Here is a 26095-nt window from a genome sequence, read left to right as displayed (position 1 = left end):
GCCGGTTCATTTCCTGAAACTGGAGAATCATCATGACTGCTTCGACCCGCACCCTGTCCGCCGCCGCCCTGGCCCTGGCACTTGGCTCTGCCTTGAGCATGACAGGCGTCTCGACTGTCCATGCCGCCGACGACACCATGGAAAAATGCTTCGGTGTCGCTCTCAAAGGCAAGAACGACTGCGCCGCCGGCGCTGGCACTACCTGTGCCGGCACCGCGAAAATGGACTATCAGGCCAACGCCTGGAAATCGGTCCCCAAGGGCACCTGCACCACCCTCAAAAGCGAAACCTCGCCCACCGGCTTCGGCCAGCTTGAAGCCTATAAAGCCAAGTCCTGATCGCACCGCCTGAGGCCTGCCGCCATGTCGAACACCGCTTCCCTCGCCTTCGATACCCGGCTACCGCCGCGGGCGGGGCTGGGGCTCAAGACTGAGCATTTTCGTGAAGTGCTCCAGACCCGACCGGATCTGGGTTTCTTCGAAGTGCACGCGGAAAACTACATGGTGGCCGGCGGGCCGTTTCATCACTTCCTGGGGCGGATACGCGAACAGTATCCGCTGTCACTGCACGGCGTCGGCCTGTCGATCGGTGGAGAGGGGCCGCTGGATGTTGCGCATTTGCAGCGCCTGGCCACACTGATCGAACGCTATCAGCCCCAGTCTTTTTCCGAACACCTGGCCTGGTCCAGCCATGGCCCGGTGTTTCTCAACGATCTGCTGCCCCTGGCCTACGATGAAACGACGCTCAGGCGCGTCTGCGAACACGTCGATCAGGTCCAGTCCAGCCTCAAATGCACGCTGCTGCTGGAAAACCCGGCCACTTATCTGGCGTTCGAGGACTCGACCCTCGACGAGCCTGACTTCATCAGTGAAGTCATCCGTCGCACCGGCTGCGGACTGCTGCTGGATGTGAACAACGTCTACGTTTCATGCATCAACCATTGCCGTGATCCCCAGGCTTACCTCGACGCCCTGCCCCTGCAGGCCACCGGCGAAATTCATCTGGCCGGGTTTGCCGAAGACTCCGACAGCCTGGGCGAGCGTTTGCTGATCGATGACCACGGTGCGCCAATCGATAACGAGGTCTGGCGCTTGTATCGCACGGCGCTGGCGCGGACCGGGCCAGTCGCCACGCTGATCGAGCGCGACAACCGCATCCCGGCGTTGGCAGTGCTGTTGGCCGAAGCCGGTCAGGCCGATCAACTACTAAACGCCGCCAGGGTCCAGCCATGAGCCGCTACAGCGAATTCGCCGCCGCCCTGCTCGACCCGCGCAAAGCTTGTCCGCAGGGTTTGACCTGCGCCACGGGCGCCGATCCAGAGAGCCGGTTCGCGGTGTATCGCAACAACGTGCTCAGCTCATTGATCAATGCCCTGGCCGACAACTATCCGGTGGTGGCGCAACTGGTGGGCGAGGAGTTCTTCGGCGCGATGGCCGGAATGTACGTCCAGTGCGCCGCACCGCGAAGCCCAGTCATGAGTGACTACGGTGCCGACTTTGCCGGGTTCATCGAACATTTCGAACCCGCCGCCAGCGTGCCGTATCTGGCGGATGTCGCCCGACTGGAGCGCCTGCAGGTGCAAGCCTGGCACGCCGCCAACGCCCGGCCCATGGATGCACAACAGGTCATGCAAGTGCTGTCATCGCCGGCATCCCATGATCATCTGAGGGTCGGTCTTCACCCGTCACTGCACCTGTTGCAATCGCCCTTCGCCGTGGTGGCGATCTGGGCCGCCCATCAGCAAGAGCCCGTCATGCCGGTCGACCCCTTCACGCCGCAATGCGCCCTGGTGCTGCGCAACAACCTGGACGTGGAGGTGTTTGCGATCAGTCCCGGCGCCCATGATTTCCTCAAGGACCTGCTGCAAGGTTGTTTCCTGGGCGCGGCCATTGATGCTGCAACCAGGCGCGACAGCGATCTGGAACTGGAGCACACCCTGGCGCAGCTCATCAGCCATCAAGCCGTCACCCATCTGTTAGCCGAGCAGGTATTGCCATGAACGCCCTGATCACTCGCTCCATTGAATGGCTGGATAAAATCCCTCACAGCCTGATCGCCTTCGTTGGGCGCTTTTCCATCGCGGCGGTGTTCTGGAAATCCGGCCAGACCAAAATCGAAGGCCTGGCCATCGACCTGATCGACGGCACCTTCCAGCTCGGCCTGCCGCGATTGGCCGATTCAACCATTCCCCTGTTCAAAAGCGAATACGCCTTGCCGCTGTTGTCGCCAGAACTGGCAGCGCATCTGGCGGCAGCGGCCGAGCATGTGTTCCCGATCCTGATCCTGTTTGGCCTGGCGACACGCTTCTCGGCCCTGGCCCTGCTGGGCATGACCTTGACCATTCAACTGTTCGTCTACCCCGACGCCTATCCGACCCATGGCACCTGGGCGGCGGTACTGCTTTATCTGATGGCGCGCGGGCCGGGCAAGCTGTCGCTCGACCACCTGATCGCCAGGCACTACGCTCGCTGATCAAGATCGGGACTCCTGTGGGAGCGAGCCTGCTCGCGATAGCAGTGTCAGCTTCAGCACAATTGTTGCCTGACCCACCGCTATCGCGAGCAGGCTCGCTCCCACAAGGATCGTGTGATGCCTTGCTATCGCTGAAGCCGATCCAGCGCCTCGCCACTGCGCTTGAACCAGTCGATCAGATAATCGGCCAGCACCTGGGTGCGCTTGGGCAAACCGCCCTGGTACGGGTGCACGAGGTACATCGGCATGCGACGGGTCTGAAAATCCCTGAGTAACCAGCGCAAACGTCCGTCAGCCAATTCCTCATGCAACAGATAGGACGGCAACCGGGCGATCCCGGCGTTGGCCAGGGCGGCTTTTTTCAGCAGGCTGTAGTGATTGCTGGCGAACGGTCCCGATACCCGCACCCGCAACAATTCGTGTTGCTGGTGATAGAGCCATTCTTCGCGGCCGCTGTAATGACTGTTGAGCAAGCAACGATGTTCGACCAGGCCCTGGGGCGTCAGGGGTTCGCCGTAGTGTTCGAGGTAGGCCGGGCTGGCGCAGGTCAGTTCATGCCAGGCCAGCAACGGACGCGCCACCAGGCGCTCATCGAGGGCAGCGTCGGAGCGGATCGCCAGGTCGAAACCATCACGGGACAGATCCCGGTAGCCATTGTTGAGTTCCAGTTCAATCTGCACGTCGGGGTAGCGCTGGGCGAACTCCGTCAGCAAACCCTCAAAGAAGGTTTCGCCCAACGACACCGGAACCGTCATACGCACCGGCCCGGAAATTTCATCCTTCAGGCGAGCCAGGGCCTGACGCGCCCTTTGCACCTGCACCAATAACGCCTGGGCCTGGGGCAATAACGCCGCCCCCGCTGCCGTGAGACTCAAGCGCCGCGTGGTGCGCTGTAGCAACACCACCGAAAACCGACTCTCCAGCAGGCTGATGCGCTTGGACAACTGGCCCTTGCTGCAGCCCAATTGCTGGGCCGCCAGGGTGAAACTACCGGCCTCGATCAACACGGCGAACGCCGCCAGGTCGTCCATTTCGCTCATCGGATTGTTTCCAATTGAAAACCAAAGGTTGCCTATTACCGCGATTATCAAGAGAAAGAACCTCTCTAGACTGCAATCTCATCCAGCCCATTGAGGAACAGCTAATGAAAATCCTGTTGATCGGCGCCAGCGGCACCATCGGTTCGGCCATTGATAAAGAACTGTCGCCGCGTCACGAGATTGTCCGCATCGGCCGTCACAGCGGCGACCTGCACGTGGATATCAGTGACAGCTCTTCGATCCGTGCCCTGTTCGAGAAAACCGGTCGCTTCGATGCACTGGTCTGCGCCGCGGGCAACGTCACCTTTGCGCCCTTGGACGAGATGACGCAGGACAGCTTCACCCTGGGTTTGAAAGACAAACTGATGGGCCAGGTCAACCTGCTGCTGATCGGCCGCGAATTCGCCAATGACGGTGCGTCCTTCACCTTCACCACTGGCGTGCTCAGCCACGATCCGATCAGAAGCGGTGCGTCGGCGGCGCTGGTCAACGGTGCCCTGGACAGTTTCGTGCGTGCCGCGGCAATCGAATTGCCCCGGGGCTTGCGGGTCAACTCGGTGAGTCCGAACGTGCTGCTCGAAGCCATGGACAACTATGCCCCGTACTTCCGTGGCTATAAGCCGGTACCAGCCGCCGATGTCGCATTGGCCTACGCCAAGAGTGTCGAAGGCCTGCAGACTGGCCAGACCTTTCACGTCGGTTGACCTCTTGTGATGCAGGATCAGTCTGCGTAACGTGGCGGCACTTGTCTGGAGACTCAATGATGCGTGCCGCCCGTTCCCTGCTGTTTGTCGCCCTCCTGCCGCTTTTCGCCGGCTGCCAGTTGCTCGACGCTCCACCCCAGAGCGTTTCCCATGCCGGCCAGATGCGCATGCAGGGCGAACTTACGGCGGCCGATGGCAAGCTGATGTTCCAGCCCTGCCAGGAGCAGCGTCGCTACATCGTCAACGACAGCGGCGGCACCAGCGTACTGCAACAGGCCGCCAGCCTGGCCGATGATCAGGGCAAACTGTTTGCCGATGTGCGCGGCCATATCGTCACCAGCGCAGCGGCCGGTACCGACAGCCAGTTGAATCTTGAGCAGCTGTATCGCCTGGAGCGTTCGGGCAGCGCTTGCGACGACGCCGACTTCAAGCGGCTGCTCCTGCGCGCCACCGGCCATGGCCCCGAGTGGAATCTGAACGCCAGCGGCAAAGGCCTGGTGCTCGAACGTGAGGGCCAGCCGCCTCTGGCAGTGCCTTTCGTTGAGGAACAACTGGGCGATGACCGCTTCAATCTCGGCACCGAAGCCAACGGCCAGAAGGTCGAGCTTTGGGTCACTCCCCAGCGCTGCGTCGACAGCGTGACCGGCAGCGTGCAACACATGAGCGCCGAGCTGCGGGTCAACGGTCAGGTCCAGCGCGGCTGCGCTTACTTCGGCGGTGCGCGTAACGACTGATTCGAAGTTTTTTGGCTTATAATCGCCGGCTCACGCCCTGGCGCAGTTGTGCGTCCCGCGAACCGGATCCTGTCATGTTACGAATCACCGAACTCAAGCTGCCGATCGACCATCCCGAAGAAGACCTGCGCCCAGCCATCGTGCAGCGCCTGGGCATCGCCAGCGATGACCTGCTCGACTTCACCCTGTTCAAACGCAGCTACGACGCGCGTAAGAAGTCCTCCGAACTGTGCTTCATCTACACCATCGACCTGACGGTGCGCGATGAAGCCGGCTTGCTGCGCAAGTTCGCCGATGACCGTAACGTCAACCAGGCGCCGGATGTCAGTTATAAAGTGGTGGGCCAGGCACCGGCTGACCTGAGCGAACGGCCGATCGTGGTCGGCTTCGGCCCGTGCGGGATCTTCGCCGCCATGTTGCTGGCACAGATGGGCTTCAAACCGATCATCCTCGAGCGCGGCCCCGAAGTGCGCCAGCGCACCAAGGACACCTGGGGCCTGTGGCGCAAAAGCGTGCTCAATCCCGAATCCAACGTGCAGTTCGGCGAAGGCGGTGCGGGGACGTTCTCCGACGGCAAGCTCTACAGCCAGATCAAGGATCCCAAGTTCCTGGGTCGCAAAGTCCTGCACGAATTCGTCAAGGCCGGCGCGCCGGAAGAAATCCTCTACGTCAGCAAGCCGCACATCGGTACGTTCCGTCTGACAGGCGTCGTGGAAAACATGCGTGAGCAGATTCGCGCCCTGGGCGGCGAAGTTCGCTTCCAGCAGCGGGTCACGGATGTGTTGATCGAGGACGGCCAGTTGGTCGGTGTTGAACTGGCCAGTGGCGAACGTATTCATTCAAAACATGTGATTCTGGCCCTGGGCCACAGCGCCCGGGACACGTTCCGCATGCTCCACGGCCGCGGCGTGTACATGGAAGCCAAGCCGTTCTCGGTGGGTTTCCGCATCGAACACCCGCAATCGCTGATCGACAGCGCGCGCCTGGGCAAATATGCCGGCCACCCGAAGCTTGGCGCCGCCGATTACAAACTGGTGCACCACGCCAAGAACGGTCGCTCGGTGTACAGCTTCTGCATGTGCCCGGGCGGCACCGTAGTGGCGGCCACCTCCGAGCCGAACCGCGTCGTGACCAACGGCATGAGCCAGTATTCACGTAACGAGCGCAACGCCAACTCCGGCATCGTGGTGGGCATTACGCCTGAAGTGGATTACCCGGGCGGCCCCTTGGCGGGCATCGAATTGCAGGAGCGTCTGGAATCCCACGCTTTCGTGCTCGGTGGCAGCAACTACGAAGCCCCGGCACAACTGGTGGGCGACTTCATTGCCGGCAAACCGTCTACGGCGCTGGGCAGCGTCGAGCCGTCCTACAAGCCGGGTGTGTCTTTGGGCGACCTGGCCTTGGCCCTGCCCGACTTCGCCATCGAAGCCATCCGTGAAGCCCTGCCGGCGTTCGAAAAGCAGATTCGCGGCTACTCGCTGCATGACGCCGTGCTGACCGGCATTGAAACCCGCACCTCGTCGCCGCTGCGCATCACCCGCGACGAAACGTTGCAAAGCCTGAACGTCAAGGGCTTGTTCCCGGCTGGCGAAGGCGCCGGCTACGCGGGCGGGATTCTCTCGGCGGGCGTGGACGGAATCCGGATTGCCGAGGCGGTGGCGCGGGATATCCTGGGCCTCAAGGCCTGACCCCTACCCACTGTGGGAGAAGCTTTGTGGGAGCTGGGCTTGCCCGCGATGCAGGCAGCTCGGTCTATCAGGTGAACCGAGGTGATGCTATCGCGGGCAAGCCCAGCTCCCACACAAGCTCGCTGCCACAAGGAAATTCAGTGTTTTCCAGTGTTCAGATATTGGCTCGGAGCACACTTTCCGGCAGCGCCTCACCCCGCTCCACACTCGCCGCCACGGCGTCCATCAATCCACTCAGCTCATAGCCCTGGGCCTTGAGCCACGCCGGATCGTAATAGGTCGTGGCATAGCGCTCACCGCCGTCACACAAGATTGCCACGATCGAGCCCATCTCACCTGCTTGCACCATCTGCCTGGCGGCGATCAGCGCGCCGATCAGGTTGGTGCCGCTGGATCCGCCGACCCGTCGGCCCAATCGCTGGGCCAGGTAGTGCATGGCCGCCAGCGACAAGGCATCTGGCACTTTGACCATCGCATCGATCACCTTGGGCAAAAACGACGCTTCGACCCTTGGCCGGCCGATACCTTCGATCCGCGAACCACAATCCAGGCGCAGGCTCGCATCGCCGCTGCGGTAATAGTCGAAAAACACCGAACGCTCGGCGTCGGCACACAGCACACGGGTACAGTGCTGGCGGTAGCGTACGTAACGACCCAGGGTCGCGGTGGTGCCGCCGGTGCCGGGGCTGGAAATCAGCCAGCTCGGCTCCGGATGCCGCTCGAAACGCATCTGCTGGAAGATCGATTCGGCAATGTTGTTATTGGCGCGCCAGTCCGTGGCGCGCTCGGCGTAGGTGAACTGGTCGATGAAGTGGCCGTCATGCTCACGGGCCAAACGCTCGGACTCGGCGTAGATCTGCGTAGGATCGTCCACCAGGTGACTCTGGCCACCATAGAAGGCGATCTGTGCGATTTTTTCCCGGGAGGTGGTCGCCGGCATCACCGCAATAAAGGGCAAGCCCAAAAGCCTCGCGAAGTAAGCCTCGGAAATGGCCGTCGATCCGCTTGAAGCCTCGATCACCGGGGCGCCAGGCTTGAGCCAGCCATTACACAGCGCGTAGAGAAACAGCGAGCGGGCGAGTCGATGCTTGAGGCTGCCGGTGGGGTGGCTGGACTCATCCTTGAAGTACAACTCGATACCCGGCAGCCCTGGCAGCGCCAGTGGAATCAGATGGGTGTCGGCGCTGCGCTGGAAGTCAGCCTCGATGATACGGATCGCTTCACGCGCCCACTGGCGGTGGTCATTCATGATGTCTTCTCACTGGATCAATGCGACGCGAGGAACCTGACGTACAGGCAGGCACGACTTGTCTCGGAAAAACCAGTCGCAAGCTTAGGAAAAAACCGACATCGCGCACAGGTACAGCTAAGGTCCAATATGGCCTGTCACTGCCTGACCACGCGTTGCATGCGTTGTAACGACATATAACAAAAAAGAATATAACTTTTGTTTTAACAACTAACAGTACCGGTTAGGGTGGACCATCTTTTTGATTTGATCCATGGAGAGCAACCGTGCCTCTACGTAATACTTTGACCCGTTTCCTTCAGTTGGAAGCTGCCAGCGGCCTGCTATTGATCGCCGCCGCCGTGCTGGCCCTGATACTCAATAACTCACCGCTGTCGTGGCTCTATACGGACTTTCTGGACACCCCTGTGGTGGCCCAGATCGGGGCGCTGAAAATCGCCAAACCGGCGTTGTTGTGGATCAACGACGGCCTGATGGCCATGTTCTTTCTGCTCATCGGCCTCGAAGTCAAACGTGAGGTTCTCGACGGGCAGCTGTCGAAACCCTCGCAGATCGTCTTGCCGGGTGCGGCAGCGATCGGTGGCATGGTCGTCCCCGCCCTGATCTACTGGTTCCTCAACCGCGACAATCCGGCCGCCCTCGCAGGCTGGGCGATTCCAACGGCCACCGACATCGCCTTCGCCCTTGGCGTGCTGGCCCTACTGGGCAAACGGGTACCCGTGTCGCTCAAGCTGTTTTTGATGACCCTGGCGATCATCGACGACCTGGGCGCCATTATCATCATTGCCATCTTCTACTCGGGCGCCCTGTCGACCTTGTCACTGGTATTGGCAGCCGCCTGCATCGCCGCGCTGGTGGCGATGAACCGCGCGGGAGTGGTCAAGCTCGGCCCCTACATGGTTGTCGGCCTGATTCTCTGGGTCTGCGTACTCAAGAGCGGTGTCCATGCCACCCTGGCCGGTGTGACACTGGCGTTCTGCATTCCGCTGCGCACAAAAAATGCCGAGACCTCGCCGCTGCTGACCCTGGAACATGCCCTGCACCCCTGGGTGGCCTACGGCATCCTGCCGCTCTTCGCCTTCGCCAACGCCGGCCTGTCCCTGAGCGGCGTCACCGTCGAGAGCTTCACCCATCACGTGCCGATGGGCATCGCCATCGGCCTGTTGCTGGGCAAGACCGTCGGTGTCTTCGGCCTGACCTGGCTGGCGGTCAAGATCGGTATCGCCAGCCTGCCCGCCGGCGCCAACTGGGGGCAGATACTGGGCGTGGCAATCCTGTGCGGCATCGGCTTCACCATGAGCCTGTTCGTCGGCTCCCTGGCGTTCGCGCCCGGTACCAGTGAGTATGCCGGTATGGACCGGATGGGTATTCTCACTGGCTCGATCCTGGCGGCGTTGCTGGGTTATGCGGTGACAGCGGCGGCTAGTCGTAAGCAGACTGCATTTAAAGCCAACTAAAATTACCTGATCGGGGTGATGTTTGTTGTGTGTTTATTGGTGTGTATATCCGTTTCTTCGGTGACGGCCACTTATGGTTCCGCTCTTACAGCGGGTCACTTTTGGAAGAGCGCCAAAAGTAACCAAAAACGCTTTGCCCCACCACTCGGCACCTCGCCTAGGCTCGGTGTGCCCTCACTCCGGCATTGCTCCGTGGGCCCGCCGCGAAGGGCCATCCATGGCCCAGCGCGGCTATCCCGGCATCCATGCCGGGATACCCACTCCACAATGCCTGCGTTCGGCCAGCGTGGTTAACGGGGCGTCCGAGATCAACATCCTCCGCGAGGCGGCCTTATAGCCGACCTGTTTTTTTTGATGATCGCGTTTTTCCTGTGGGAGCGAGCCTGCTCGCGAAGAGGTCGACACATGCAACATCTTCGTCAACTGTGTAGCCGCCTTCTCAGCCTTGCGATAGTTCAGTTACATAGCGATTGAATTGGATGCCGTCATCGCGAGCAGGCTCGCTCCCACATTCGATCTTTCAGTGAGCACAAATTTATATCCAACACAGAACCACTGAGGGAGCGGGCTTGTTCGCGAAAAGGCCAACACACCCAACATCTTCATCGACTGTGATACCGCTTGCGTGAGCAAGCCCGCTCCCACAGGAGAAACGCGGTCCCACCAAGAATCAGGCCGGCTATAAGGCCGCCTCGCGGTGGACGTTGATCTTGGACGCCCCGTTAACCACGCTGGCTGAACGCAGGCGTTGCGCAGTGGGCAACCCGGCATGGATGCCGGGTTAGCCGCGCTGGGCCATGGATGGCCCTTCGCGGCGGCCCACGGAGCAATGCCTTCGTTCAGGCACACCGAGCCTAAGCGAGGTGCCGAGTGGTGGGGCAGAAGCGCTTTGGTTACTTTCGCGCTGTTCGAAAGTGACCCGCCGTAAGGGCGGAACCGCCAGTGGCCGTCACCGAAGAAACGGATATACACCCCCGCCCCCCACCGAAACGAAGCCATAAAAAAAATCGCGCCTCCCCGTTCAGGAAAAAGCGCGATTTTCTCTTAGCGATTCCAGCTTAGTGCGATACGCGGCTCGTACCATCCACAGTGGAAATACGAACCCGCTCACCCACACGGAACACTTCGTTTTCCTGAACCTGCTGCACATAGGCGCGCATGCTGCCGTCGTCTTCGCGAACGGTGATTTCCACACCCTGGGTACGGGTCAGGCCTTCTTCGGTCGCGGAGCCGATCAGGCCGCCGGCCACGGCGCCGATCACGGCAGCAACGATACTGCCACGGCCACCACCGATGGCGCTGCCACCCACACCACCTACCACCGCACCCGCCGCTCCGCCGATCGGGGTCTTGGTGCCTTCGATCTTGACCGGACGCAAGGCTTCAATGGTCCCCATGCGAATCGTCTGCACGCGACGCGCTTCGTCACGGGAATAGGAGTCACCGGTCAGGCTCGACTGACAGCCAGTGAGCAACATCGCCATCGTGGAAAAGGAAGCAACCAGCAAAACAGACTTACGCATAGCATCAAACTCCAAAAGACAGGTATTCATTAAACTCCGCAGCTTGACGCCTGTCACGGCCTCGCCGGGATAAAATTGTTTTCATTCAGGTGGGATACAGACTCGCCCGAAAAATTCACCCAAACAGTAGCGCCAATTTCCGCTATCCGCGTCACTGGCCTGAGGATTTCTCATGGATTATTTCATCATAGCCGCTACCACCGTCGCCGGTTTGTACTTTCATTGGTGGCTGTACGTGCGGATCAAACGCTGGATGGACCGCGATCTGGCGCTGTCTTTGGCGGGGCAGGATGAGCTGAAAAAAACTTACATGCTGCAACAATTGGCCCACGCCCAGAAGCAAGGGATCAAGCGGCGCGACCTGCCGCAATGGCTTCAGGCCGCGGCGGCAGGGTATACCCAGGGCTAAGGCGCCAGACGCTCGCGGATCCAGCTCGCCTCTTGCAGGCGGTAGTTGAGGCGATCATGCAGACGGCTGGCCCGTCCCTGCCAGAATTCGATACGCTCGGGCAGCAGACGATAGCCCCCCCAATGCTCCGGGCAGTGAGGCTGGCTGTCACTGAAGCGTTGTTCGGTGGCCTTGAGCAAGTCTTCCAGCTCACCTCGACCCGCAATCACCCGGCTTTGAGGTGAAGCCCAGGCCCCGAGGCGACTGCCCAATGGCCGTACCTGATAATAGGCGTCCGACTCTTGCGCCGTGACCTTCTGCACCTTGCCCTCGATACGCACCTGACGCTCCAGCGTCGGCCAGAAAAATGTCATGGCCGCGAACGGGTTTGCGGCCAGTTGCTGACCCTTGGCGCTCTCGTAGTTGGTGAAGAACGTGAAGCCTTGGGCATCGAGCCCCTTGAGCAGCAGGATCCGGCAGTGCGGGCGCCCATCGGCATCCACGGTCGCCAAGGTCATGGCGTTGGCCTCCACCGGCGCCTGTTCGGTTTTCACCGCGTCGGCGAACCACTGGTGGAACAGCGCGAACGGCTCGGCCGGGGCCTGCGCCTCGGTCAGGCCATCGCGGGTGTAGTCGCGGCGCATATCAGCCAGCGTCTGGGTCATGGCGCGTTCCTTGTAGTTAGCCCATCACTGCTTGGATGCATCGGCAGCCGCGACTTTCTTGGCATCGGTAGCGGCTTTGGTCGGTTGCGGCTTCTTCGCCACCGGCGCTTTCTTGGCCGGGGCTTTTTTGGCAGGAGCCTTGGCGACAGCCTTCTTGGCCGGCGCTTTTTTGCTGGCAACAGCCTTGGACTTGTTAGCCGCCGGCGCGGGCGCTGGCGCCAAAGCCGCAGGTTTCACGTCCTGGACCGCCACCAACCTTACTGGCGCCGGGGCCGGCATGTTGTACTTGCTCAGCAGCGCAACCATGGTGTTTTGCGGCGTGACCAGCAGCTCGACACGACGATTCAAAGCGCGACCTTCAACGCTGTCATTGGCGGCACGGGGCGCAACCGAACCCATGCCACGCAGCATCAGGCGATCACGCTGCAAGCCGCTGAGACGGAAAATCGCCGCCACGGATTGGGCGCGTTCCTGGCTGAGCTTCAGGTTGACCGGCGCGGCGCCCGACGTGTCGGCGTGGCCGAGGATCAGCACGGCTGTTTTCGGATCAGCTTCCAGAATTTTCGCAACGCGGGTGAACGGGCCGAGGCTCACCGGCAGCAGCATGGCCGGACGATCCGGGTTGAAGGAGCCGTCCACCGGTGCGGTGACCACCAGCACGTCGTCGCGGCGTTCAAGTTCGAGCTTGCTGTCCTTGATGGCCGTGCGCAATTTCGGCTCGTAGTCGTCGAGCCAAGCCTGGGTGACTTTCGGATCCGGCATCGGCACCGTCTTGGCGGTTTCCTGATCTTTACCGCCGAATGGCCACCACCACTTGCCGTTGCTTTCAGCTTCAGCCTTGGCGACGGTAACCGGCGTCTTGACTTCAGGTTTGGCGTCGACTTTTTTGGCGACGCCGTCGGCGGCGTCATCGGAAGAAAACGGCCACCACCAGTGAGTGGCACCCTCGGCCTTGGCTTGTGGCGCGACGGCAGCCGGTTTCAGCGGCGCCGCTGACGTCGGTTCTTTGGCCGCGACCTTGTCGGAGGCGCCGAACGGCCACCAGCCACTGCCGCCCTCGGCATCATTTTGTGGGGTTTGTGCGCAACCGGTGATAGCGAAGCACAGCGCCAGAGCGAAAGATTTATTCAATGACATTGGATATCCACAAAATGATGTAAAAAAAACAAAGGCCATGTTCGGGCCGCATAAACAGACGGTTGGAAACTGAAAGGAACACGAGGTTCCTGTGCCCGCCGCCTTCGCTAACGTTTTATAGACAAGTGGCAAGTACCCGCGCAAGGTTCTGCGCCCGCGGATCCATCAAAACGTATGGCCCGAGGGTGTTTGTCACAAAGCCAAAAGCCACATCGTGCTCCGGGTCGGCAAAACCGATGGAGCCCCCCGCCCCAGGATGACCGAATGCCCGAGGGCCGAGGCCGTAGGTCGCGTTCGGTACATCCGGCTGATCGAGCATGCAACCCAGGCCGAAACGGGTCTGGGTCAACAATGTCTTGTCCTCGCCGAAGCTGTGCTGGCGAGTCAGTTCGTCGAGCATTTCGCCCTCCAGCAGGCTGCCGTCCAGCAGGCCGGCATAAAACCCGGCCAGGCTACGGGCGTTACCATGGCCGTTGGCCGCCGGTTGTTCCATGCGCCGCCACTCTGGCTTATTGGTGCTGGTCATGATCGAGGGCGGGTTAGTAAAGGCCCGGGTAGTCATGGCCGTGGGTTCGCGCATCGTTACTTGTAAAAGGCGCTGGGCCGCCGCATCCCCCACATTGCCTTTGCCGCGAGCGATGTGGGCCACGCGATGAAACTCTTCATCAGCCAGGCCGACGTGAAAATCCAGGCCCAACGGCTTGGCAATACGGGCCACGATGGATGCCCCCGGCCCACGACCGTCAGCCCTGCGCAGCAGTTCGCCGACCAGCCAGCCATAAGTGATCGCCGCGTAGCCGTGACCGTCACCCGGCGTCCACCAGGGCGCTTCAGCGGCCAGAGCATCGACCATGGTCTGCCAGTTATAAAGTGCTTCGGGCGCCAGCAATTCACGTAACGCCGGCAACCCGGCCTGGTGGCAAAGCAACTGACGGAGCGTGACGGCTTGCTTGCCGGCTGCCGCGAACTCAGGCCAGTAGCGGGCGACAGGGGCGTCCAGTTGCAGCTTGCCTTCGGCCACCAGTTGCAGGGCGGTGACGGCGGTGAACGTCTTGGTGCAGGAAAACAGATTGGCGATGGTGTCGCTGTGCCAGGCCTCACTGCCATCCTTGTCGGCCGTGCCGGCCCACAGATCGATGACCGTGCGGCCACCAACCTGAATGCACAACGCCGCGCCGCGCTCCTGAGGATCGTCGAACAGCGCGGCGAAGGCTTCACGCACCGCCTCGAATTGAAGCTCATAATGGCCTTGAATCTGCACCCGCAACTCCCTTGAAACAAACACTTTTTTGAAGTGGCCTGCATTGTTTCAGCCATTGAGGTTTTTGGGAACCGCCGCAAGACGGCTGACCGGACTGACACTGCCCGTTTCGCTAAATCCCCTCGCCACAGAGACCTCCTCAGTCAAAAATCACCGGGAGTCTAGGAAATCTCCCGCCGAAACGGTGGCAGGGCGTTGAGGATCGCCTTGCCGTAGCGCTGGGTCACCAGTCGGCGGTCGAGCAAAGTGATGGTGCCGCGGTCTTCTTCGGTGCGCAGCAATCGACCACAGGCCTGGACCAGTTTCAGCGAGGCGTCCGGCACGGAGATCTCCATGAACGGGTTACCACCGCGGGCCTCGATCCATTCGGCCAACGCGGCTTCCACCGGGTCGTCCGGAACCGAAAACGGGATCTTGGCGATCACCACATGCTCACAGTAGGCACCGGGCAAATCCACGCCTTCGGCAAAACTCGCCAGGCCGAACAGCACGCTGGAATCGCCGCCGTCGACCCGCGCTTTGTGCTTGTTCAGGGTTTCCTGCTTGGACAGGTTGCCTTGGATGAACACTTGCTTGCGCCAGTCGCGGTCGAGGCCGTCGAACACGTCCTGCATCTGTTTGCGCGAGGAAAACAGCACCAGGGTGCCCCGCGAGCCTTCCACCAGTTCCGGCAGGTCGCGAATAATCGCCGCGGTGTGGGCGGCGGCATCCCGCGGATCAGCCTTGAGGTCCGGGACCCGCAGCACGCCGGCGTCGGCATGATGGAAGGGGCTCGGAACCACGGCGGTCACGGCTTTTTTCGGCAGGCCGGCGCGCATGCGGAAACGGTCGAACGTGCCCAGGGCGGTCAGCGTGGCGGAAGTCACCAGCGCGCCGTAGGCGACATTCCACAGGTTGCGACGCAGCATTTCCGCCGCCAGGATCGGGCTGGCATTGACCTCGATGTCGAACAGCGAGCCGCTTTCGGCCAGGGTCAACCAACGCGCCATCGGCGGGTTGTCTTCCGGGTCTTCAGTCGTGAACGCGGTCCACAACTCCCAGTTACCCTGGGAGCGGGACAGCAGACTGCCGAACAACGGGTACCACTCCTCGGCCTGGTTGCTGGCGATACCGATATTGACCTCGCCATCCATGCCTTCCTTGAGCAGGTCGGTCAGACGGGTGAACAGGTCGGTCAGACGGGCAAAGCCTTTCTTGAGCTCGATGCCCATCTCGCGCATGTGCTCGGGTATGACGCCGCCGACAAAGCGATGGCGAGGTCGATCACGACCCTCGACGTCTTCGCCGGGCTTGAAATCCGCCACTTGTTCGCAGGCACTGAACATGAACTGCTGGTTCGTCTTGATTTCACGGGCCAGCTCGGGCACCTGCTCGATGAACTTGCCCAGGTCACCCGGCAGCGGGTGTTGGGCCAACAGCTTGGTGAGGTTCTTGGCGGTGGTTTCCAGCCAGTCAGCGGTGGAGCGCAGCCGGGTGTAATGGGCGAAATGGCCGATGGCCTTGTCCGGCAGGTGGTGACCTTCGTCGAACACATAGATCGTGTCACGCGGATCCGGCAGCACCGCGCCACCGCCCAGGGCCAGGTCGGCCAGGACCATGTCGTGGTTGGTGACAATGACGTCGACCTTGCCCATGCCTTCGCGGGCCTTGTAAAAGGCGCACTGGCCGAAGTTCGGGCAATGACGGTTGGTGCACTGGCTGTGATCGGTAGTCAGGCGTGACCAGTCGGCGTCTTCCAGGGCGGTGGACCAGCTGTCGCGGTCGCCGTCCCATTTATTGCCGGCCAGTTTTTCGATCATGCTGGTAAACAGCTTCTGACTGGCCTCATCGACTTCGATCTTGAAGCCTTCTTCCTCGAACAACTGGGCCGTGGCGGTCTGCGCCTGGCCTTCCTGGAGCAACATGTCGAGCTTGGACAGGCACATGTAGCGCCCACGGCCCTTGGCCAGGGCGAAGCTGAAATTCAGCCCGCTGTTGCGCATCAGGTCAGGCAGGTCCTTGAAAACGATCTGCTCCTGCAAGGCGATCGTGGCCGTGGCGATCACCAGGCGTTTGCCGGCGGCCTTGGCGGTGGGGATTGCCGCCAGGCTGTAGGCCACGGTCTTGCCGGTGCCGGTGCCGGCCTCCACCGCCACGACGGCAGGCTCGCCACTGCGCCGGCCTTCGTCGTCGGTGTCGATGTCACCCAGGACTTTTGCCACTTCGGCAATCATCAGGCGCTGGCCATATCGCGGCTTGAGGCTCTTGGCTTCGAGAAAACGCGAATAGGCGCCCTGGATCGTGGTTTTGAGTTCGGTGCTGATCATGAATGGTCGGGCGCTAAAAACGCTGGATAAATTTTCAGTGGTTCGGATCGGCGGCTATCATACCCCGCTAATCAATCCTGCGCAGAACGGAGTAACTCAATGACACCCTTTGCCCTCGTCTACACCCTGCATTTACTGGCGGCCCTGGTCTGGGTCGGCGGTATGTTCTTCGCCTGGATGATCCTGCGCCCCGCCGCAATCGCGGCCCTTGAGGGGCCGGCCCGGCTCAAATTATGGACAGAAGTGTTTCAGCGTTTTTTCGTTTGGGTCTGGGTCGCAGTGGTGCTTTTGCCGATCAGCGGCGTGGGCTTGATCCACATGCGCTTTGCCGGCTTCGAGACCGCGCCACGTTATGTGCAGATCATGATCGGCTTGTATGTGGTGATGACGGCGCTGTTTATCCGCATCCAGGGATTGCAATTGCCGGCCCTGCGCAAGGCCGTAGCAGCCCAGGACTGGCCGACGGGCGCGGCGGTACTGGGGAAAATCCGGCAGTTGGTGGGGATTAATCTGTTGATCGGGTTGCTGGTGGTGGCGATTGGCGCGGCGCGGCCGATGTTCTGAACTTAGCGTATCCCCTGGTGGGAGCGAGCCTGCTCGCGATAACGGTGGGTCAGTCACATCAAGGTTGACTGATACCCTGCCAACGCGAGCAGGCTCGCTCCCACAGGTCTCGAGCTCAGTCCTCTTAGAATCGCTGCACCGTCACCGCCCCCGCTGCTCCGGCTGGTCCTGGCTGGCCATCGGCACCAGGGCGACCGCTTTTGCCACCGTCGGCGGTATAGACGAAGCACCCCTTGGCCTTGCCGCCAGCGCCGGGTTTACCTCCGGCTCCAGCGGCGCCGCCCGCGCCACCCTCCACCGTAACCTTGATCTGCTCATCGGGATAATCACGGGGCAGTTCGAGACGCACCTGCGCACCCGCCGCACCCGGCTGGCCATCGCTGCCATTGCTGCCGTCGGCACCGCGACCGGCTGCCCCCCACGTACAACCCGGCGCCTGGCCGTTGGCGCCGTCGAGGCCCACGTAACCTGGCGCACCGGTTCCACCGCGGGCATCCACCGACAACAATGGCGCATTCAAGGCATTGAAGCGCAGATTGAGATCACGCCCCGGTCGTGCCGCTTTGGTATAGGTTCCGGGCGCGCCCCGAGCCGTGATCTGACTGCCGTCGGCCAGCTCCCCCTCGGCAACTTTTATCTGCAGTGCCTGTTGCCCAGGCACGATGGCGATGCGTGCTTCGCGCCCCAGGTGCAGTTGGCCAATGGTCAACTCAGTGACGTTGGCAGGCACCAGCAACGTGCCGTAATCGGCCACCTCCAGCCGTTCCAGTGTCAGGGCGCTGGTGGTATTGGGCAGGCGCATCAAGGAATGGGTTTCGACCTGAATCACTTGGGCACTGGCCCAGGGGCACACGAGTGCGACAAGCAGACACAATTTACGCATGGGAAGCCTCGGCGGCGACCGGGAGGGTTTGCAGGTGGAAGATGCCGAACAGCAGCACTCGCAGGCGATCACGGCCTGAAGCCGGCCGGCCGCGCAAGCTGGCTCGAAACAACACCAGTTCCAGCAAATGGATCGCCAGCAACATCGCTGCGCCAAAATTGACCAGCAGATGCAGCGGATGAACGAACGGCATGACCAGGTTGACCAGCACCACCAGCCAGAACAGCAGGGTCAACAAGCGCCCCAGCGCCCATAACAGCTTCATACATCCCCCGGTAAGTATTATTCTTTGCACGCACAGTAACGGCTTGCGCGCAGAATAAGCCAGAGGCCAGGGCAAATTTAATCTGACGCAAATCTCGACTCGTCGGGTCGCCCCACTGGCGACCCGACGGCTCTGGCACGCGGCTCAGCGCTGGATATGCAACTCAACCCGACGATTCTGCGCCCGCCCCTCATCGGTCTCGTTGTCGGCCACCGGCTCGCTTTCACCCTTGCCTTCACTGGTGAGCTTGTCCGGCGAAAGCCCCTGGGTAAGCAGATATTCCACCACGCTGCTTGCCCGGCGCTCGGACAGCCCCTGGTTGTAGGCATCAGTGCCGACGCTGTCGGTGTGCCCCACCACGCGAATACTGGCGACATTGGCATGACTCAATTTGCTCATCAGCCCATCGAGTTGGCTTCGCGCGTCTTGAGTGAGATCGGATTTATCGAAGTCGAACAGCACCTTGCCGGCATCGTTGAGGGTGATCACTTCAGTGGCCGGTGCCTGAGGTTCAACCGGCGGAGCGCTGGCCGGGTATTGCGGCAACGGGCAACCGTGATGTTCAACCGGGGTATTGGCCGGCGTGTCGGGACAACGGTCACGGCGGTCGAACACGCCGTCATCGTCCTCGTCGCCATCCTGGGCGTAGCAGATCAGGCCGCCGGTCAACAGCCCCAGCGCAGCACCGCCCGCCGCCCAACCGCTGCTTTCGAGGGCCCCCAGGCCGCCGCCAACCAGACCGCCGATCAAGCTACAGACTGGCCAGGTGCGTTGATTAAGCGGTGCGCCGCCATCGCTGTGAGTGGCACAACCTGACAATAGACTGCCCGCCAGCAGTACCGGTAAGGCGGCCCTGAGTAGAACCTTCATGGTGAATGCTCCTGTGTTACCGGCCCATACCGGTCACACAGGAGTAAAGACCCGCATCCGCGACTGTACAAGCCGCGGATGACGGGGGCTTCAGCGATTTATCTTGATCTCCGTGCGGCGGTTCATGGCCCGACCATCGGCGGTGCTGTTGTCCGCCACCGGCTGGCTCTCACCGGCACCCTCCACCGAAACGAAGCTGGAACGGGGCACGCCGCTCTCAACCAGGTATTGCACCACCGCGTTGGCCCGTTGTTCAGATAGGCGCTGGTTATAGGCATCGCTGCCGACGCTGTCGGTGTGGCCGGTGACGCGCAGTTGCGCGGTGGACGTTTCCTGTTTGAGTCGGGTTGCAATCGTGCTCAGGACCTCCTTGTCTGCCGCCGTCAGCGTGGCCTTGTCGAATTCGAAATGCACGTCACGGATCACAATGGTTTCTTCCTGGACCACCACGACTTCTTCAACCATCGGCGCCGGTGCCGGTGGCGGGCAGCCGTCGGCATCGACTTGCACGCCCTTAGGCGTGCCCGGGCATTTGTCGCGGCTGTCCGGCACGCCATCGCCATCCTCATCGCCGTCGCCATGCACCCAGCAATAAGCCGCCGCCATGGTGCCGACAAACAATGCACCACCGCCGGCCCAGGAGGTGCTTTCGATGGCGCCCAATCCAGCGCCCGTCACACCGCCAACCGCCGCGCAGGTCGGCCAATCGGTTTTCTGCAAACCTGCGCAACCAGTCAACACACCGGTCAGCAGAACCAAGGGTAACGCTGTGCGAACTATGCTCATTGGGTTTTCTCCTTGAGGGATCGGCTTTGCGCCGATTCAGGGGAGTAAAGACCCGACTCCGCATCCGCGCCAGCATCACGCTATCGCGGTTTTTGCCCCCTATTTGCCGTAGATCGATACGTTTAAGCACAAACCGCTCTAGGCCATGGGGTCCGCGCAGGCTATCGTGGCGGCTCTGACAGAGGAACTTCGATGACCGTTGCCATTTCTTCCCGTACGCCCCAGCAAGCCCTGGCTGCCGTGCTGGACCGTTATGCCCCGAAAAAACTGCTGTTGATCGGGGCCAGCAGCTTCCCTGCCCTTGAGGCGTTCCAGCAAGCGCATCCTGATACTGAAGTGGTCCACGCCGCCCCTGGCGCCCTTGCGGCGGACGTGGCGGCGCGACGTTTTGACCTGGCCCTGGCGCTTGATTGCCTGGAGCATTTGCCCAAACGTGACGGTCTGAACCTGTTGGGTGGCATCCGCAATCTCAACGCCAGCCGTATCGCCGTGCTGGCGGACCTCAATGCCTGCGGCTGGCAAGAAACTGATTTCTTTTCCCTGGCCCTGCAGGCCAGTGAGCGATTCCAGCGCGAGGAGCAGGTGCTGACCCTGTTTACCTACGATCTGCTTGAATACAAACAAGTCCCTGACTGGCTCAACTCACGCTTTTGGGCCAACCCGGAAAACTTTGGAAAATACTGGTGGTAGCCGTGAACACAAGCATGCACACAACCATTTGCCCGTGCGGCAGTGGCAACCCACTGGACGCCTGCTGCGGCCATTACCACGATGGTCACCCGGCGCCCTGCGCCGAAGCCTTGATGCGTTCGCGTTATAGTGCCTACGTGCTGGGATTGGTGGACTATCTGGTGGCCACGACCTTGCCCGCCCAGCAGGACGGCCTGGATCGCCAATCCATCAGCGAGTGGAGCGCCAAAAGCACATGGCTCGGACTGGAGGTGGAAAGCAGCGAAGTATTCGGTGGCCAACCCGAACACGCCTTTGTCACCTTCACCGCGCGCTGGCACGACGGCCAGGGGGAACACAGCCACCGCGAACAGTCATCCTTCGTACAGAACGGCGCACGCTGGTACTTCATCGACCCGACAGTGCCAGTCAAGACCGGACGCAACGACACCTGCCCGTGCGGCAGTGGGCACAAATTCAAGAAGTGCTGCGCAGGCTACTTTAATCGCTGATATCGGAATCGTCCGACACTGCTGCGCTCGCCAGCAGGCTAGACTGGGATAAACCAGAGGCACGGACATGACCCTTTCATCACATCTGCTGCGCATCACCTGCCTGCTGCTGTTCATCGGGCTCGGCAGTTGTGCGTCCTGGCGAGGTGATGAGGCCCCTGAACCGCAGGTGCATCTGACCAAGGTCGAGGTGGTACGGGCGCGGCTGGTGGAGCAGAAGTTCATGCTGCACTTTCGTGTGGACAACCCCGACGACAGTGATTTGACCGTGCGCGGCATAACCTACCGCATTCATCTGGGCGACCTGTTGCTGACCGAAGGAGAGCACGAGCACTGGTTCACGGTGCGTCCCGGGCATAGCCGCTACTTCAGGGTTCCGATCCGCACCAACCTGTGGCCGCAGGTACGCAAGCTGGTGAAAATGCTCGAAAAACCCCGCCAGCAGATCCCCTATCGCCTGGAAGGTGAGCTGGAAACCGGTTTATTCATCGCCCACTACGTGCACCTGAGGCGCAATGGCGTGATAATCGCCGCCGATTTTATTGCGGAGTAACCCCGATGACCCAGCAACCCCACGTCCATGGCCCTGACTGCAACCACGATCATGACCATCACCACGATCATGATCACGGACATGTCCATGGCCCCAACTGTGGCCACGCCCACCAGGAACCGGTGCGCAACACCCTGAAGGATGTCGGCCGCAACGACCCTTGCCCGTGCGGCAATGGCAAGAAATTCAAGAAGTGCCACGGCGCTTGATGATCCGGGCGAAGATTATCTTCGCCTGTTGAATCGTCCTCGTGAGCAGGCTCGCTCCCACAGGGGCCTGCGGCGACCACAAAATCCGGATTCACCACTGAGCCCTGTGGGAGCCTGCTCGCGATGGGGCGTTTGAGGCTAATCCATACCGGCTGGGGCAACCCCACACACTCGGTTTCAACCCGCCGCAAGAATCTCCTTCACGCTGACCACTGTCGCATACTCGCCATGCAAGTTGCCCAGCGATATGGCATGGACCTCGCCAGCCGAACGGGCATGGCCAAAATAGTCAGCCTTGTCGAAGGTAAAACACGCGTCTTCGGCCACCCAGGTGTCGAATCCCAGATTGCCGGCCGTACGCGCCGTGGACTCCACTGAGTTGTTCGTCGCCACGCCCACGATCACCAATTGCTCAATCCCCGCTTCCCGCAAGTCTGTCTCCAGGTGCGTGCCGCAGAACGCATCCGGCACCTGCTTTTGAACCAGCCTTTCCCCGGCTAACGGCTCGAACCGCTCCTGAACCTCCACGCCCGATTGCCCGGGCCAGAATACTGAGTCCGGCGAGCGGGACAGATGGTGGACATGAATCACCGGCCGTGCCGATTGTCGCCAGAAATCGAGCAACTGGAGCATGCGCAGCTCCGCATCGGGGTTGTTGCGAGGGCCTAGCCTGGGGTGAAGGATGCCTTTTTGTTGATCGATAAGAATCAACGCTGCGTTTTTCTGTAACTCCATGCCGGTTTTCTCGTGTTCGGTCATTGAATTTTCCACACTTGAGCATCACCTCTTCCTACAGGCAAGCCTTTCGGCAATCAGGACGACCTCCCGCCGTCATGTGTTGTCCATCCATCACGCTGTCTTATCTGGAGCCCTCCATGATCGACCTGTATTACTGGACCACGCCCAACGGCCATAAAATCTCGTTGTTCCTTGAAGAAGCCGGCATGCCCTACAAGGTGCACCCGATCAACATCGGCCAGGCAGAGCAGTTCAAGCCCGATTTCCTGAAAATCGCCCCCAACAACCGCATTCCGGCGATCATCGACCACAAACCCGCCGATGGTGGCGAGCCGATTTCGCTGTTCGAGTCGGGCGCGATCCTGCTGTACCTGGCGGAAAAAACCGGCCAGTTCATTCCAGAGAATTTGCGCGGACGGCAAGAAGTGTTGCAGTGGCTGTTCTGGCAGATGGGCGGCCTGGGGCCGATGGCCGGGCAGAATCATCACTTCAGCCGGTTCGCCCCGGAAAAAATCCCCTACGCGATCAAACGCTATGTCGACGAAACCGCTCGTCTGTATGGTGTGCTGGATCGCCGCCTGGCGGACCGTGAATTTGTAGCGGGCAACGAGTACAGCATTGCCGACATGGCGATTTATCCCTGGACCGTTTCACACCAATGGCAAAGCCAGCGGCTGGAAGACTTCCCGAACGTGCAGCGCTGGTTCAATCGCATCAAGGAGCGCCCGGCCACTGCCAAGGCCTATGCCCTGGTGGACAAGGTCAACCCGCCCAAGCCCTGAGCCCTCCTGATACACCCAAAACCCTGCTGTGGGTAAGCCTCACAGCAGGCTTTCATCGCCAAATCAACAAATAACCCCTGCCCCCGCTTGCGCGCCCTCCTCCTGCTCACTAACGTAGCGCCTTTATCGGTGTCCCCCCCTCCCGCAGGAGCTTTGCCATGGCCTCGCCAGCCTCTATTTTTCCCTTCCCCCGGCTCGGCGTTGCCGCCGCAGTGGCCAGTGTGCTCGGTCTGAGCGGTTGCCAGACCTGGAACGCCCAGGACACGGTTCCTCCGACGTCCGGCGTGCAACCGCTCAAGGGGCTGGCGCAGAACGTCTCGGTTCGACGCAATGCCATGGGCATGCCACTGATCGAGAGCAACAATTTCCATGACGCCCTGTTCAGCCTCGGCTACGTCCATGCCAGCGACCGCATCAGCCAGATGGTGACCATGCGCCTGCTGGCTCAGGGTCGTCTGGCAGAAATGTCCGGCGCCGAACGACTGGACGTCGATCGCTACATGCGTGCGGTCAACCTGAAGAAAAGCGCCGACGAGCTGTACAAAGCCTCCTCGCCGCGGCTCAAACGCTTCTTCGAAGTCTATGCCCGCGGCGTCAACGCGTACCTGTTCCGCTATCGCGACAAGTTGCCGCCGGACCTGGCCGCCAACGGCTACAAACCCGAATACTGGAAACCGCAAGATTCGGCGCTGATGTTTTGCCTGCTCAATTTCAGCCAATCGGCCAACCTGCCGGAAGAAATCGCCGCCTTGGTGCTGGCCCAGACGGTCACCCAGGACAAACTGGCCTGGCTGAGCCCCTCGTACCCGGATGAACAACTGCCGATGGCCGAGGCCGATAAGCTCCAGGGCCTGCGGCTCAGCGGTCAGGTCCCGGGCCTCAACGAAGTCAGCAAGGCCAGCGCTCAGTTGTCCGAACTGAATTTGCTGAATATTGCTTCCTCCAGCAACTGGGCCATCGCCCCGCAGCGCAGCCGCAACGGCAAGAGCCTGCTGGCCAGCGACAGCCATGGCCCATTGAGCGTGCCGTCACTGTGGGTTCCCGTGCAGATTCGTGCGCCCAAGTATCAGGCCGCCGGGGTTTCCGTGGCGGGCATCCCGATGATTCTGGCGGGGTTCAACGGCAAAGTGGCCTGGAGCATGAGCAGCGTGTTGGGCGACAACCAGGACCTGTTCCTGGAAAAAATCCGACGCCAGGGCAATGGTCTGTCCTACGAGGTCAACGGCAAATGGCAGCCGGTGATGGTCCGCAACGAGACCTACTTCATCAAAGGCCAGCGACCGATTCGCGAAGCGGTGTATGAGACCCGCCACGGCCCGCTGCTCAACAGTGTCCAGGGCTCGGCCATGGCCAACGGTCTTGGCCTGGCCTTGCAGACGCCGAGCTTTAGCGACGACAAAACCCTGGACGCGTTCTTCGACTTGTCCCGAGCGCAGAATGTCGAGAAAGCCTCCGATGCCAGCCGTGAAATCCGCGCCATCGCGGTGAACATGATCTTTGCCGACGCCAGCCACATTGGTTGGCAAGTTACCGGGCGCTATCCGAACCGCCGCGAAGGCGAAGGCCTGTTGCCATCGCCCGGTTGGGAAGGTCGCTACGATTGGGATGGCTACGCCGACCCGATGCTGCACCCCTACGATCAGGATCCGGCCCAGGGCTGGCTCGGCGCCGCCAACCAGCGAGTCATTCCCGACGGCTACGGCATGCAGTTGTCCAATTCCTGGGGCGCACCGGAGCGCGGCGAGCGTATGGCCGAGCTGGCCGGGGCCGGCAAGCACGACAGCCGCAGCCTGACTGCCATGCAATATGACCAGACCACGACCTTTGCCGCCAAGCTCAAGAAAGTCTTCGAAGCCCCGGGCATGGCCCAACCGCTCAAGCAGGCGATCGACGCGCTACCAGTGGCGGACCGGGCCAAGGCTCGCGAGGCCTATACCCGGCTAATGGCTTTCGATGGCCGGCTCAGCCCAGGCTCCGCCGACGCGGCGATTTATGAACTGTTTCTGCAGGAAAGCATGAAGCAGATCTTCCTCGACGAACTGGGTCCGGACAGCAGCCCGGCGTGGAAAGCGCTGCTCGCCAACGGTCAGTTGTCCTACTCGGCCCAGGCCGATCACTTGCTCGGTCGCGAAGACAGCCCGTTCTGGGATGACGTGCGCACACCGCAGAAGGAAGACAAATCCGTGATCCTGGCCCGCAGCCTGGCAGCGGCCATCACTGCTGGCGACAGCCAGTTGGGCGGTGACCACAAGGCTTGGCAGTGGGGCAAGCTGCATCGCTACGAATGGAAGAACAGCAGCGGCCAAATCGTCCGCGGCCCCCTGCCCGCCGGCGGCGATGCCTCCACGCTCAACAGCTCGGCATTCGTCTGGGGCGAGAGTTTCAACACCACCCAGGCGCCGGCCATGCGGTTCATCGTCGACTTCGGCCAGCCCGAGCCGTTGATGATCCAGGGCGGCACCGGCCAGTCTGGCAACCCCGCCAGCCCGAACTACGTCAATGGCATTGATCCGTGGATCAAGGGGAACTATCAGAACCTGCCATTGCAGCCGCAGAACTTTGAGCGGGCGTACGGCAAGGCGCGCTTGACCCTGGTGCCCGGTAAGTAGGCTGTCCTGTGTGGCGAGGGAATTTATCCCC

28 protein-coding genes are annotated in these 26095 nt (G+C 61.4%); 16 read left to right on the top strand and 12 right to left on the bottom strand.

Going from position 1 to position 26095, the window contains the following annotated elements:
• Window positions 1-32: 32 nt before the first annotated feature.
• The 4 genes from CRX69_RS04515 to CRX69_RS04500 are packed head-to-tail and all read left to right on the top strand — an operon-like array spanning window position 33 to window position 2472.
• The gene (locus tag CRX69_RS04515; RefSeq protein WP_047228390.1) at window positions 33-338 is read left to right on the top strand and encodes a BufA1 family periplasmic bufferin-type metallophore; all 306 of its coding nucleotides are present in this window, start codon (window positions 33-35) and stop codon (window positions 336-338) included.
• A gap of 24 nt (window positions 339-362) precedes the next feature.
• The gene (gene bufB / locus CRX69_RS04510; RefSeq protein WP_047228391.1) at window positions 363-1232 is read left to right on the top strand and encodes an MNIO family bufferin maturase; all 870 of its coding nucleotides are present in this window, start codon (window positions 363-365) and stop codon (window positions 1230-1232) included.
• Entirely contained in the window at window positions 1229-1999 is a 771-nt protein-coding gene (locus tag CRX69_RS04505) for an HvfC/BufC N-terminal domain-containing protein (RefSeq protein WP_107321613.1), read from the top strand. The genes bufB and CRX69_RS04505 overlap by 4 nt, the downstream gene beginning before the upstream one ends.
• Complete coding sequence (locus CRX69_RS04500; protein ID WP_107321612.1) at window positions 1996-2472, top strand: DoxX family protein; 477 nt, start codon at window positions 1996-1998, stop codon at window positions 2470-2472. Before CRX69_RS04505 ends, CRX69_RS04500 begins: the two co-directional genes overlap by 4 nt.
• 125 nt (window positions 2473-2597) lie before the next feature.
• Here CRX69_RS04500 and CRX69_RS04495 read toward each other — a convergent pair whose 3' ends face one another.
• Window positions 2598-3512, bottom strand: a complete 915-nt coding sequence (locus CRX69_RS04495; protein ID WP_047228394.1) for a LysR family transcriptional regulator — start codon at window positions 3510-3512, stop codon at window positions 2598-2600.
• 104 nt (window positions 3513-3616) lie between these two features.
• On the opposite strand from CRX69_RS04495, the gene CRX69_RS04490 reads away from it, so the two are divergent.
• The 3 genes from CRX69_RS04490 (at window position 3617) to CRX69_RS04480 (ending at window position 6638) form a co-directional block, all read left to right on the top strand.
• Entirely contained in the window at window positions 3617-4216 is a 600-nt protein-coding gene (locus CRX69_RS04490) for a short chain dehydrogenase (RefSeq protein WP_107321611.1), read from the top strand.
• Window positions 4217-4275: 59 nt separating this feature from the next.
• Window positions 4276-4950, top strand: coding sequence for a COG3650 family protein (locus CRX69_RS04485; RefSeq protein ID WP_107323233.1), 675 nt, complete (start codon window positions 4276-4278; stop codon window positions 4948-4950).
• Window positions 4951-5024: 74 nt separating this feature from the next.
• Window positions 5025-6638, top strand: a complete 1614-nt coding sequence (locus tag CRX69_RS04480; RefSeq protein WP_047228396.1) for an NAD(P)/FAD-dependent oxidoreductase — start codon at window positions 5025-5027, stop codon at window positions 6636-6638.
• A 154-nt stretch (window positions 6639-6792) separates the two neighbouring features.
• On the opposite strand, the gene CRX69_RS04470 is transcribed toward CRX69_RS04480, so the two are convergent.
• A complete protein-coding gene (locus CRX69_RS04470) occupies window positions 6793-7890 on the bottom strand; it encodes a PLP-dependent cysteine synthase family protein (RefSeq protein WP_171061417.1) in 1098 nt (365 codons plus the stop codon).
• A 263-nt stretch (window positions 7891-8153) separates the two neighbouring features.
• Between CRX69_RS04470 and nhaA the strand changes: the two genes are divergently transcribed.
• On the top strand, window positions 8154-9344 hold the full coding sequence (nhaA, locus tag CRX69_RS04465; RefSeq protein WP_047228398.1) for a Na+/H+ antiporter NhaA: 1191 nt from the start codon (window positions 8154-8156) through the stop codon (window positions 9342-9344).
• A gap of 1058 nt (window positions 9345-10402) precedes the next feature.
• Here nhaA and CRX69_RS04455 read toward each other — a convergent pair.
• Window positions 10403-10867, bottom strand: a complete 465-nt coding sequence (locus CRX69_RS04455) for an outer membrane lipoprotein (protein WP_047228399.1) — start codon at window positions 10865-10867, stop codon at window positions 10403-10405.
• Window positions 10868-11039: 172 nt separating this feature from the next.
• On the opposite strand from CRX69_RS04455, the gene CRX69_RS04450 reads away from it, so the two are divergent.
• Entirely contained in the window at window positions 11040-11276 is a 237-nt protein-coding gene (locus CRX69_RS04450) for a hypothetical protein (RefSeq protein ID WP_107321608.1), read from the top strand.
• On the opposite strand, the gene pdxH is transcribed toward CRX69_RS04450, so the two are convergent.
• From pdxH to dinG, 4 genes are all read right to left on the bottom strand, one after another.
• Complete coding sequence (gene pdxH, locus CRX69_RS04445; protein ID WP_047228401.1) at window positions 11273-11920, bottom strand: pyridoxamine 5'-phosphate oxidase; 648 nt, start codon at window positions 11918-11920, stop codon at window positions 11273-11275. The two genes, CRX69_RS04450 and pdxH, sit on opposite strands and share 4 nt — an antisense overlap.
• A gap of 24 nt (window positions 11921-11944) precedes the next feature.
• Window positions 11945-13057, bottom strand: a complete 1113-nt coding sequence (locus CRX69_RS04440) for an OmpA family protein (RefSeq protein ID WP_047228402.1) — start codon at window positions 13055-13057, stop codon at window positions 11945-11947.
• A 115-nt stretch (window positions 13058-13172) separates the two neighbouring features.
• Entirely contained in the window at window positions 13173-14318 is a 1146-nt protein-coding gene (locus CRX69_RS04435; RefSeq protein ID WP_047228403.1) for a serine hydrolase domain-containing protein, read from the bottom strand.
• Window positions 14319-14479: 161 nt separating this feature from the next.
• Window positions 14480-16624 (bottom strand): ATP-dependent DNA helicase DinG, encoded by a 2145-nt coding sequence (dinG, locus tag CRX69_RS04430; protein WP_047228404.1) that lies wholly within the window; start codon window positions 16622-16624, stop codon window positions 14480-14482.
• Between the two features lie 99 nt (window positions 16625-16723).
• Between dinG and CRX69_RS04425 the strand changes: the two genes are divergently transcribed.
• A complete protein-coding gene (locus CRX69_RS04425) occupies window positions 16724-17188 on the top strand; it encodes a CopD family protein (RefSeq protein WP_047228405.1) in 465 nt (154 codons plus the stop codon).
• Window positions 17189-17312: 124 nt separating this feature from the next.
• Here CRX69_RS04425 and CRX69_RS04420 read toward each other — a convergent pair whose 3' ends face one another.
• The 4 genes from CRX69_RS04420 to CRX69_RS04405 form a co-directional block, all read right to left on the bottom strand.
• Entirely contained in the window at window positions 17313-18071 is a 759-nt protein-coding gene (locus CRX69_RS04420) for a hypothetical protein (RefSeq protein WP_107321607.1), read from the bottom strand.
• Window positions 18064-18336: a DUF1145 domain-containing protein gene (locus CRX69_RS04415; protein ID WP_107321606.1), complete on the bottom strand. Its 273-nt coding sequence runs from the start codon at window positions 18334-18336 to the stop codon at window positions 18064-18066. Before CRX69_RS04415 ends, CRX69_RS04420 begins: the two co-directional genes overlap by 8 nt.
• 144 nt (window positions 18337-18480) lie before the next feature.
• Window positions 18481-19206, bottom strand: a complete 726-nt coding sequence (locus tag CRX69_RS04410) for a PA1041 family peptidoglycan-binding anchor lipoprotein (protein WP_107321605.1) — start codon at window positions 19204-19206, stop codon at window positions 18481-18483.
• A gap of 90 nt (window positions 19207-19296) precedes the next feature.
• Window positions 19297-19992 carry a PA1041 family peptidoglycan-binding anchor lipoprotein gene (locus tag CRX69_RS04405; protein WP_047228409.1) on the bottom strand — a complete coding sequence of 232 codons (696 nt, stop codon included), beginning with the start codon at window positions 19990-19992 and terminating at the stop codon, window positions 19297-19299.
• 192 nt (window positions 19993-20184) lie between these two features.
• Between CRX69_RS04405 and CRX69_RS04400 the strand changes: the two genes are divergently transcribed.
• From CRX69_RS04400 to CRX69_RS04385, 4 genes are all read left to right on the top strand, one after another.
• Entirely contained in the window at window positions 20185-20682 is a 498-nt protein-coding gene (locus tag CRX69_RS04400) for a DUF6231 family protein (protein ID WP_047228410.1), read from the top strand.
• A gap of 14 nt (window positions 20683-20696) precedes the next feature.
• Window positions 20697-21173, top strand: coding sequence for a YchJ family protein (locus CRX69_RS04395; RefSeq protein WP_047228411.1), 477 nt, complete (start codon window positions 20697-20699; stop codon window positions 21171-21173).
• A gap of 67 nt (window positions 21174-21240) precedes the next feature.
• Window positions 21241-21726: an LEA/WHy family protein gene (locus CRX69_RS04390; RefSeq protein ID WP_047228412.1), complete on the top strand. Its 486-nt coding sequence runs from the start codon at window positions 21241-21243 to the stop codon at window positions 21724-21726.
• A 5-nt stretch (window positions 21727-21731) separates the two neighbouring features.
• Entirely contained in the window at window positions 21732-21935 is a 204-nt protein-coding gene (locus CRX69_RS04385) for an SEC-C metal-binding domain-containing protein (protein ID WP_047228413.1), read from the top strand.
• 177 nt (window positions 21936-22112) lie between these two features.
• Here the strand turns inward: CRX69_RS04385 and CRX69_RS04380 are convergent, their stop codons facing one another.
• The gene (locus CRX69_RS04380; protein WP_107323232.1) at window positions 22113-22670 is read right to left on the bottom strand and encodes a cysteine hydrolase family protein; all 558 of its coding nucleotides are present in this window, start codon (window positions 22668-22670) and stop codon (window positions 22113-22115) included.
• 140 nt (window positions 22671-22810) lie between these two features.
• Here CRX69_RS04380 and CRX69_RS04375 point away from each other — a divergent pair, with 140 nt between their 5' ends.
• Both CRX69_RS04375 and CRX69_RS04370 read left to right on the top strand, forming a co-directional pair.
• Window positions 22811-23455 carry a glutathione binding-like protein gene (locus CRX69_RS04375; RefSeq protein ID WP_047228414.1) on the top strand — a complete coding sequence of 215 codons (645 nt, stop codon included), beginning with the start codon at window positions 22811-22813 and terminating at the stop codon, window positions 23453-23455.
• Window positions 23456-23613: 158 nt separating this feature from the next.
• Window positions 23614-26064 (top strand): penicillin acylase family protein, encoded by a 2451-nt coding sequence (locus CRX69_RS04370; protein ID WP_107321604.1) that lies wholly within the window; start codon window positions 23614-23616, stop codon window positions 26062-26064.
• Window positions 26065-26095: the final 31 nt, after the last annotated feature.

The organism is Pseudomonas rhizophila, from assembly GCF_003033885.1.
Classification (GTDB): Bacteria; Pseudomonadota; Gammaproteobacteria; order Pseudomonadales; family Pseudomonadaceae; genus Aquipseudomonas; species Aquipseudomonas rhizophila.
This window is presented reverse-complemented; position numbering and strand designations above follow the sequence as displayed.

Excerpts from the sequence above, each read along its gene's own strand:
- bufB (WP_047228391.1), top strand. The coding sequence starts at position 363 with ATGTCGAACACCGCTTCCCTCGCCTTCGATACCCGGCTACCGCCGCGG.
- CRX69_RS04375 (WP_047228414.1), top strand. The coding sequence starts at position 22,811 with ATGATCGACCTGTATTACTGGACCACGCCCAACGGCCATAAAATCTCG.
- CRX69_RS04380 (WP_107323232.1), bottom strand. The coding sequence starts at position 22,670 with ATGGAGTTACAGAAAAACGCAGCGTTGATTCTTATCGATCAACAAAAA.
- CRX69_RS04500 (WP_107321612.1), top strand. The coding sequence starts at position 1,996 with ATGAACGCCCTGATCACTCGCTCCATTGAATGGCTGGATAAAATCCCT.
- CRX69_RS04425 (WP_047228405.1), top strand. The coding sequence starts at position 16,724 with ATGACACCCTTTGCCCTCGTCTACACCCTGCATTTACTGGCGGCCCTG.
- CRX69_RS04370 (WP_107321604.1), top strand. The coding sequence starts at position 23,614 with ATGGCCTCGCCAGCCTCTATTTTTCCCTTCCCCCGGCTCGGCGTTGCC.
- CRX69_RS04490 (WP_107321611.1), top strand. The coding sequence starts at position 3,617 with ATGAAAATCCTGTTGATCGGCGCCAGCGGCACCATCGGTTCGGCCATT.
- CRX69_RS04450 (WP_107321608.1), top strand. The coding sequence starts at position 11,040 with ATGGATTATTTCATCATAGCCGCTACCACCGTCGCCGGTTTGTACTTT.
- CRX69_RS04440 (WP_047228402.1), bottom strand. The coding sequence starts at position 13,057 with ATGTCATTGAATAAATCTTTCGCTCTGGCGCTGTGCTTCGCTATCACC.
- pdxH (WP_047228401.1), bottom strand. The coding sequence starts at position 11,920 with ATGACCCAGACGCTGGCTGATATGCGCCGCGACTACACCCGCGATGGC.
- CRX69_RS04405 (WP_047228409.1), bottom strand. The coding sequence starts at position 19,992 with ATGAGCATAGTTCGCACAGCGTTACCCTTGGTTCTGCTGACCGGTGTG.
- CRX69_RS04480 (WP_047228396.1), top strand. The coding sequence starts at position 5,025 with ATGTTACGAATCACCGAACTCAAGCTGCCGATCGACCATCCCGAAGAA.
- CRX69_RS04505 (WP_107321613.1), top strand. The coding sequence starts at position 1,229 with ATGAGCCGCTACAGCGAATTCGCCGCCGCCCTGCTCGACCCGCGCAAA.
- CRX69_RS04420 (WP_107321607.1), bottom strand. The coding sequence starts at position 18,071 with ATGCGTAAATTGTGTCTGCTTGTCGCACTCGTGTGCCCCTGGGCCAGT.
- CRX69_RS04455 (WP_047228399.1), bottom strand. The coding sequence starts at position 10,867 with ATGCGTAAGTCTGTTTTGCTGGTTGCTTCCTTTTCCACGATGGCGATG.
- CRX69_RS04515 (WP_047228390.1), top strand. The coding sequence starts at position 33 with ATGACTGCTTCGACCCGCACCCTGTCCGCCGCCGCCCTGGCCCTGGCA.
- CRX69_RS04390 (WP_047228412.1), top strand. The coding sequence starts at position 21,241 with ATGACCCTTTCATCACATCTGCTGCGCATCACCTGCCTGCTGCTGTTC.
- CRX69_RS04395 (WP_047228411.1), top strand. The coding sequence starts at position 20,697 with ATGCACACAACCATTTGCCCGTGCGGCAGTGGCAACCCACTGGACGCC.
- CRX69_RS04410 (WP_107321605.1), bottom strand. The coding sequence starts at position 19,206 with ATGAAGGTTCTACTCAGGGCCGCCTTACCGGTACTGCTGGCGGGCAGT.
- CRX69_RS04400 (WP_047228410.1), top strand. The coding sequence starts at position 20,185 with ATGACCGTTGCCATTTCTTCCCGTACGCCCCAGCAAGCCCTGGCTGCC.
- CRX69_RS04415 (WP_107321606.1), bottom strand. The coding sequence starts at position 18,336 with ATGAAGCTGTTATGGGCGCTGGGGCGCTTGTTGACCCTGCTGTTCTGG.
- dinG (WP_047228404.1), bottom strand. The coding sequence starts at position 16,624 with ATGATCAGCACCGAACTCAAAACCACGATCCAGGGCGCCTATTCGCGT.
- CRX69_RS04485 (WP_107323233.1), top strand. The coding sequence starts at position 4,276 with ATGCGTGCCGCCCGTTCCCTGCTGTTTGTCGCCCTCCTGCCGCTTTTC.
- CRX69_RS04495 (WP_047228394.1), bottom strand. The coding sequence starts at position 3,512 with ATGAGCGAAATGGACGACCTGGCGGCGTTCGCCGTGTTGATCGAGGCC.
- CRX69_RS04385 (WP_047228413.1), top strand. The coding sequence starts at position 21,732 with ATGACCCAGCAACCCCACGTCCATGGCCCTGACTGCAACCACGATCAT.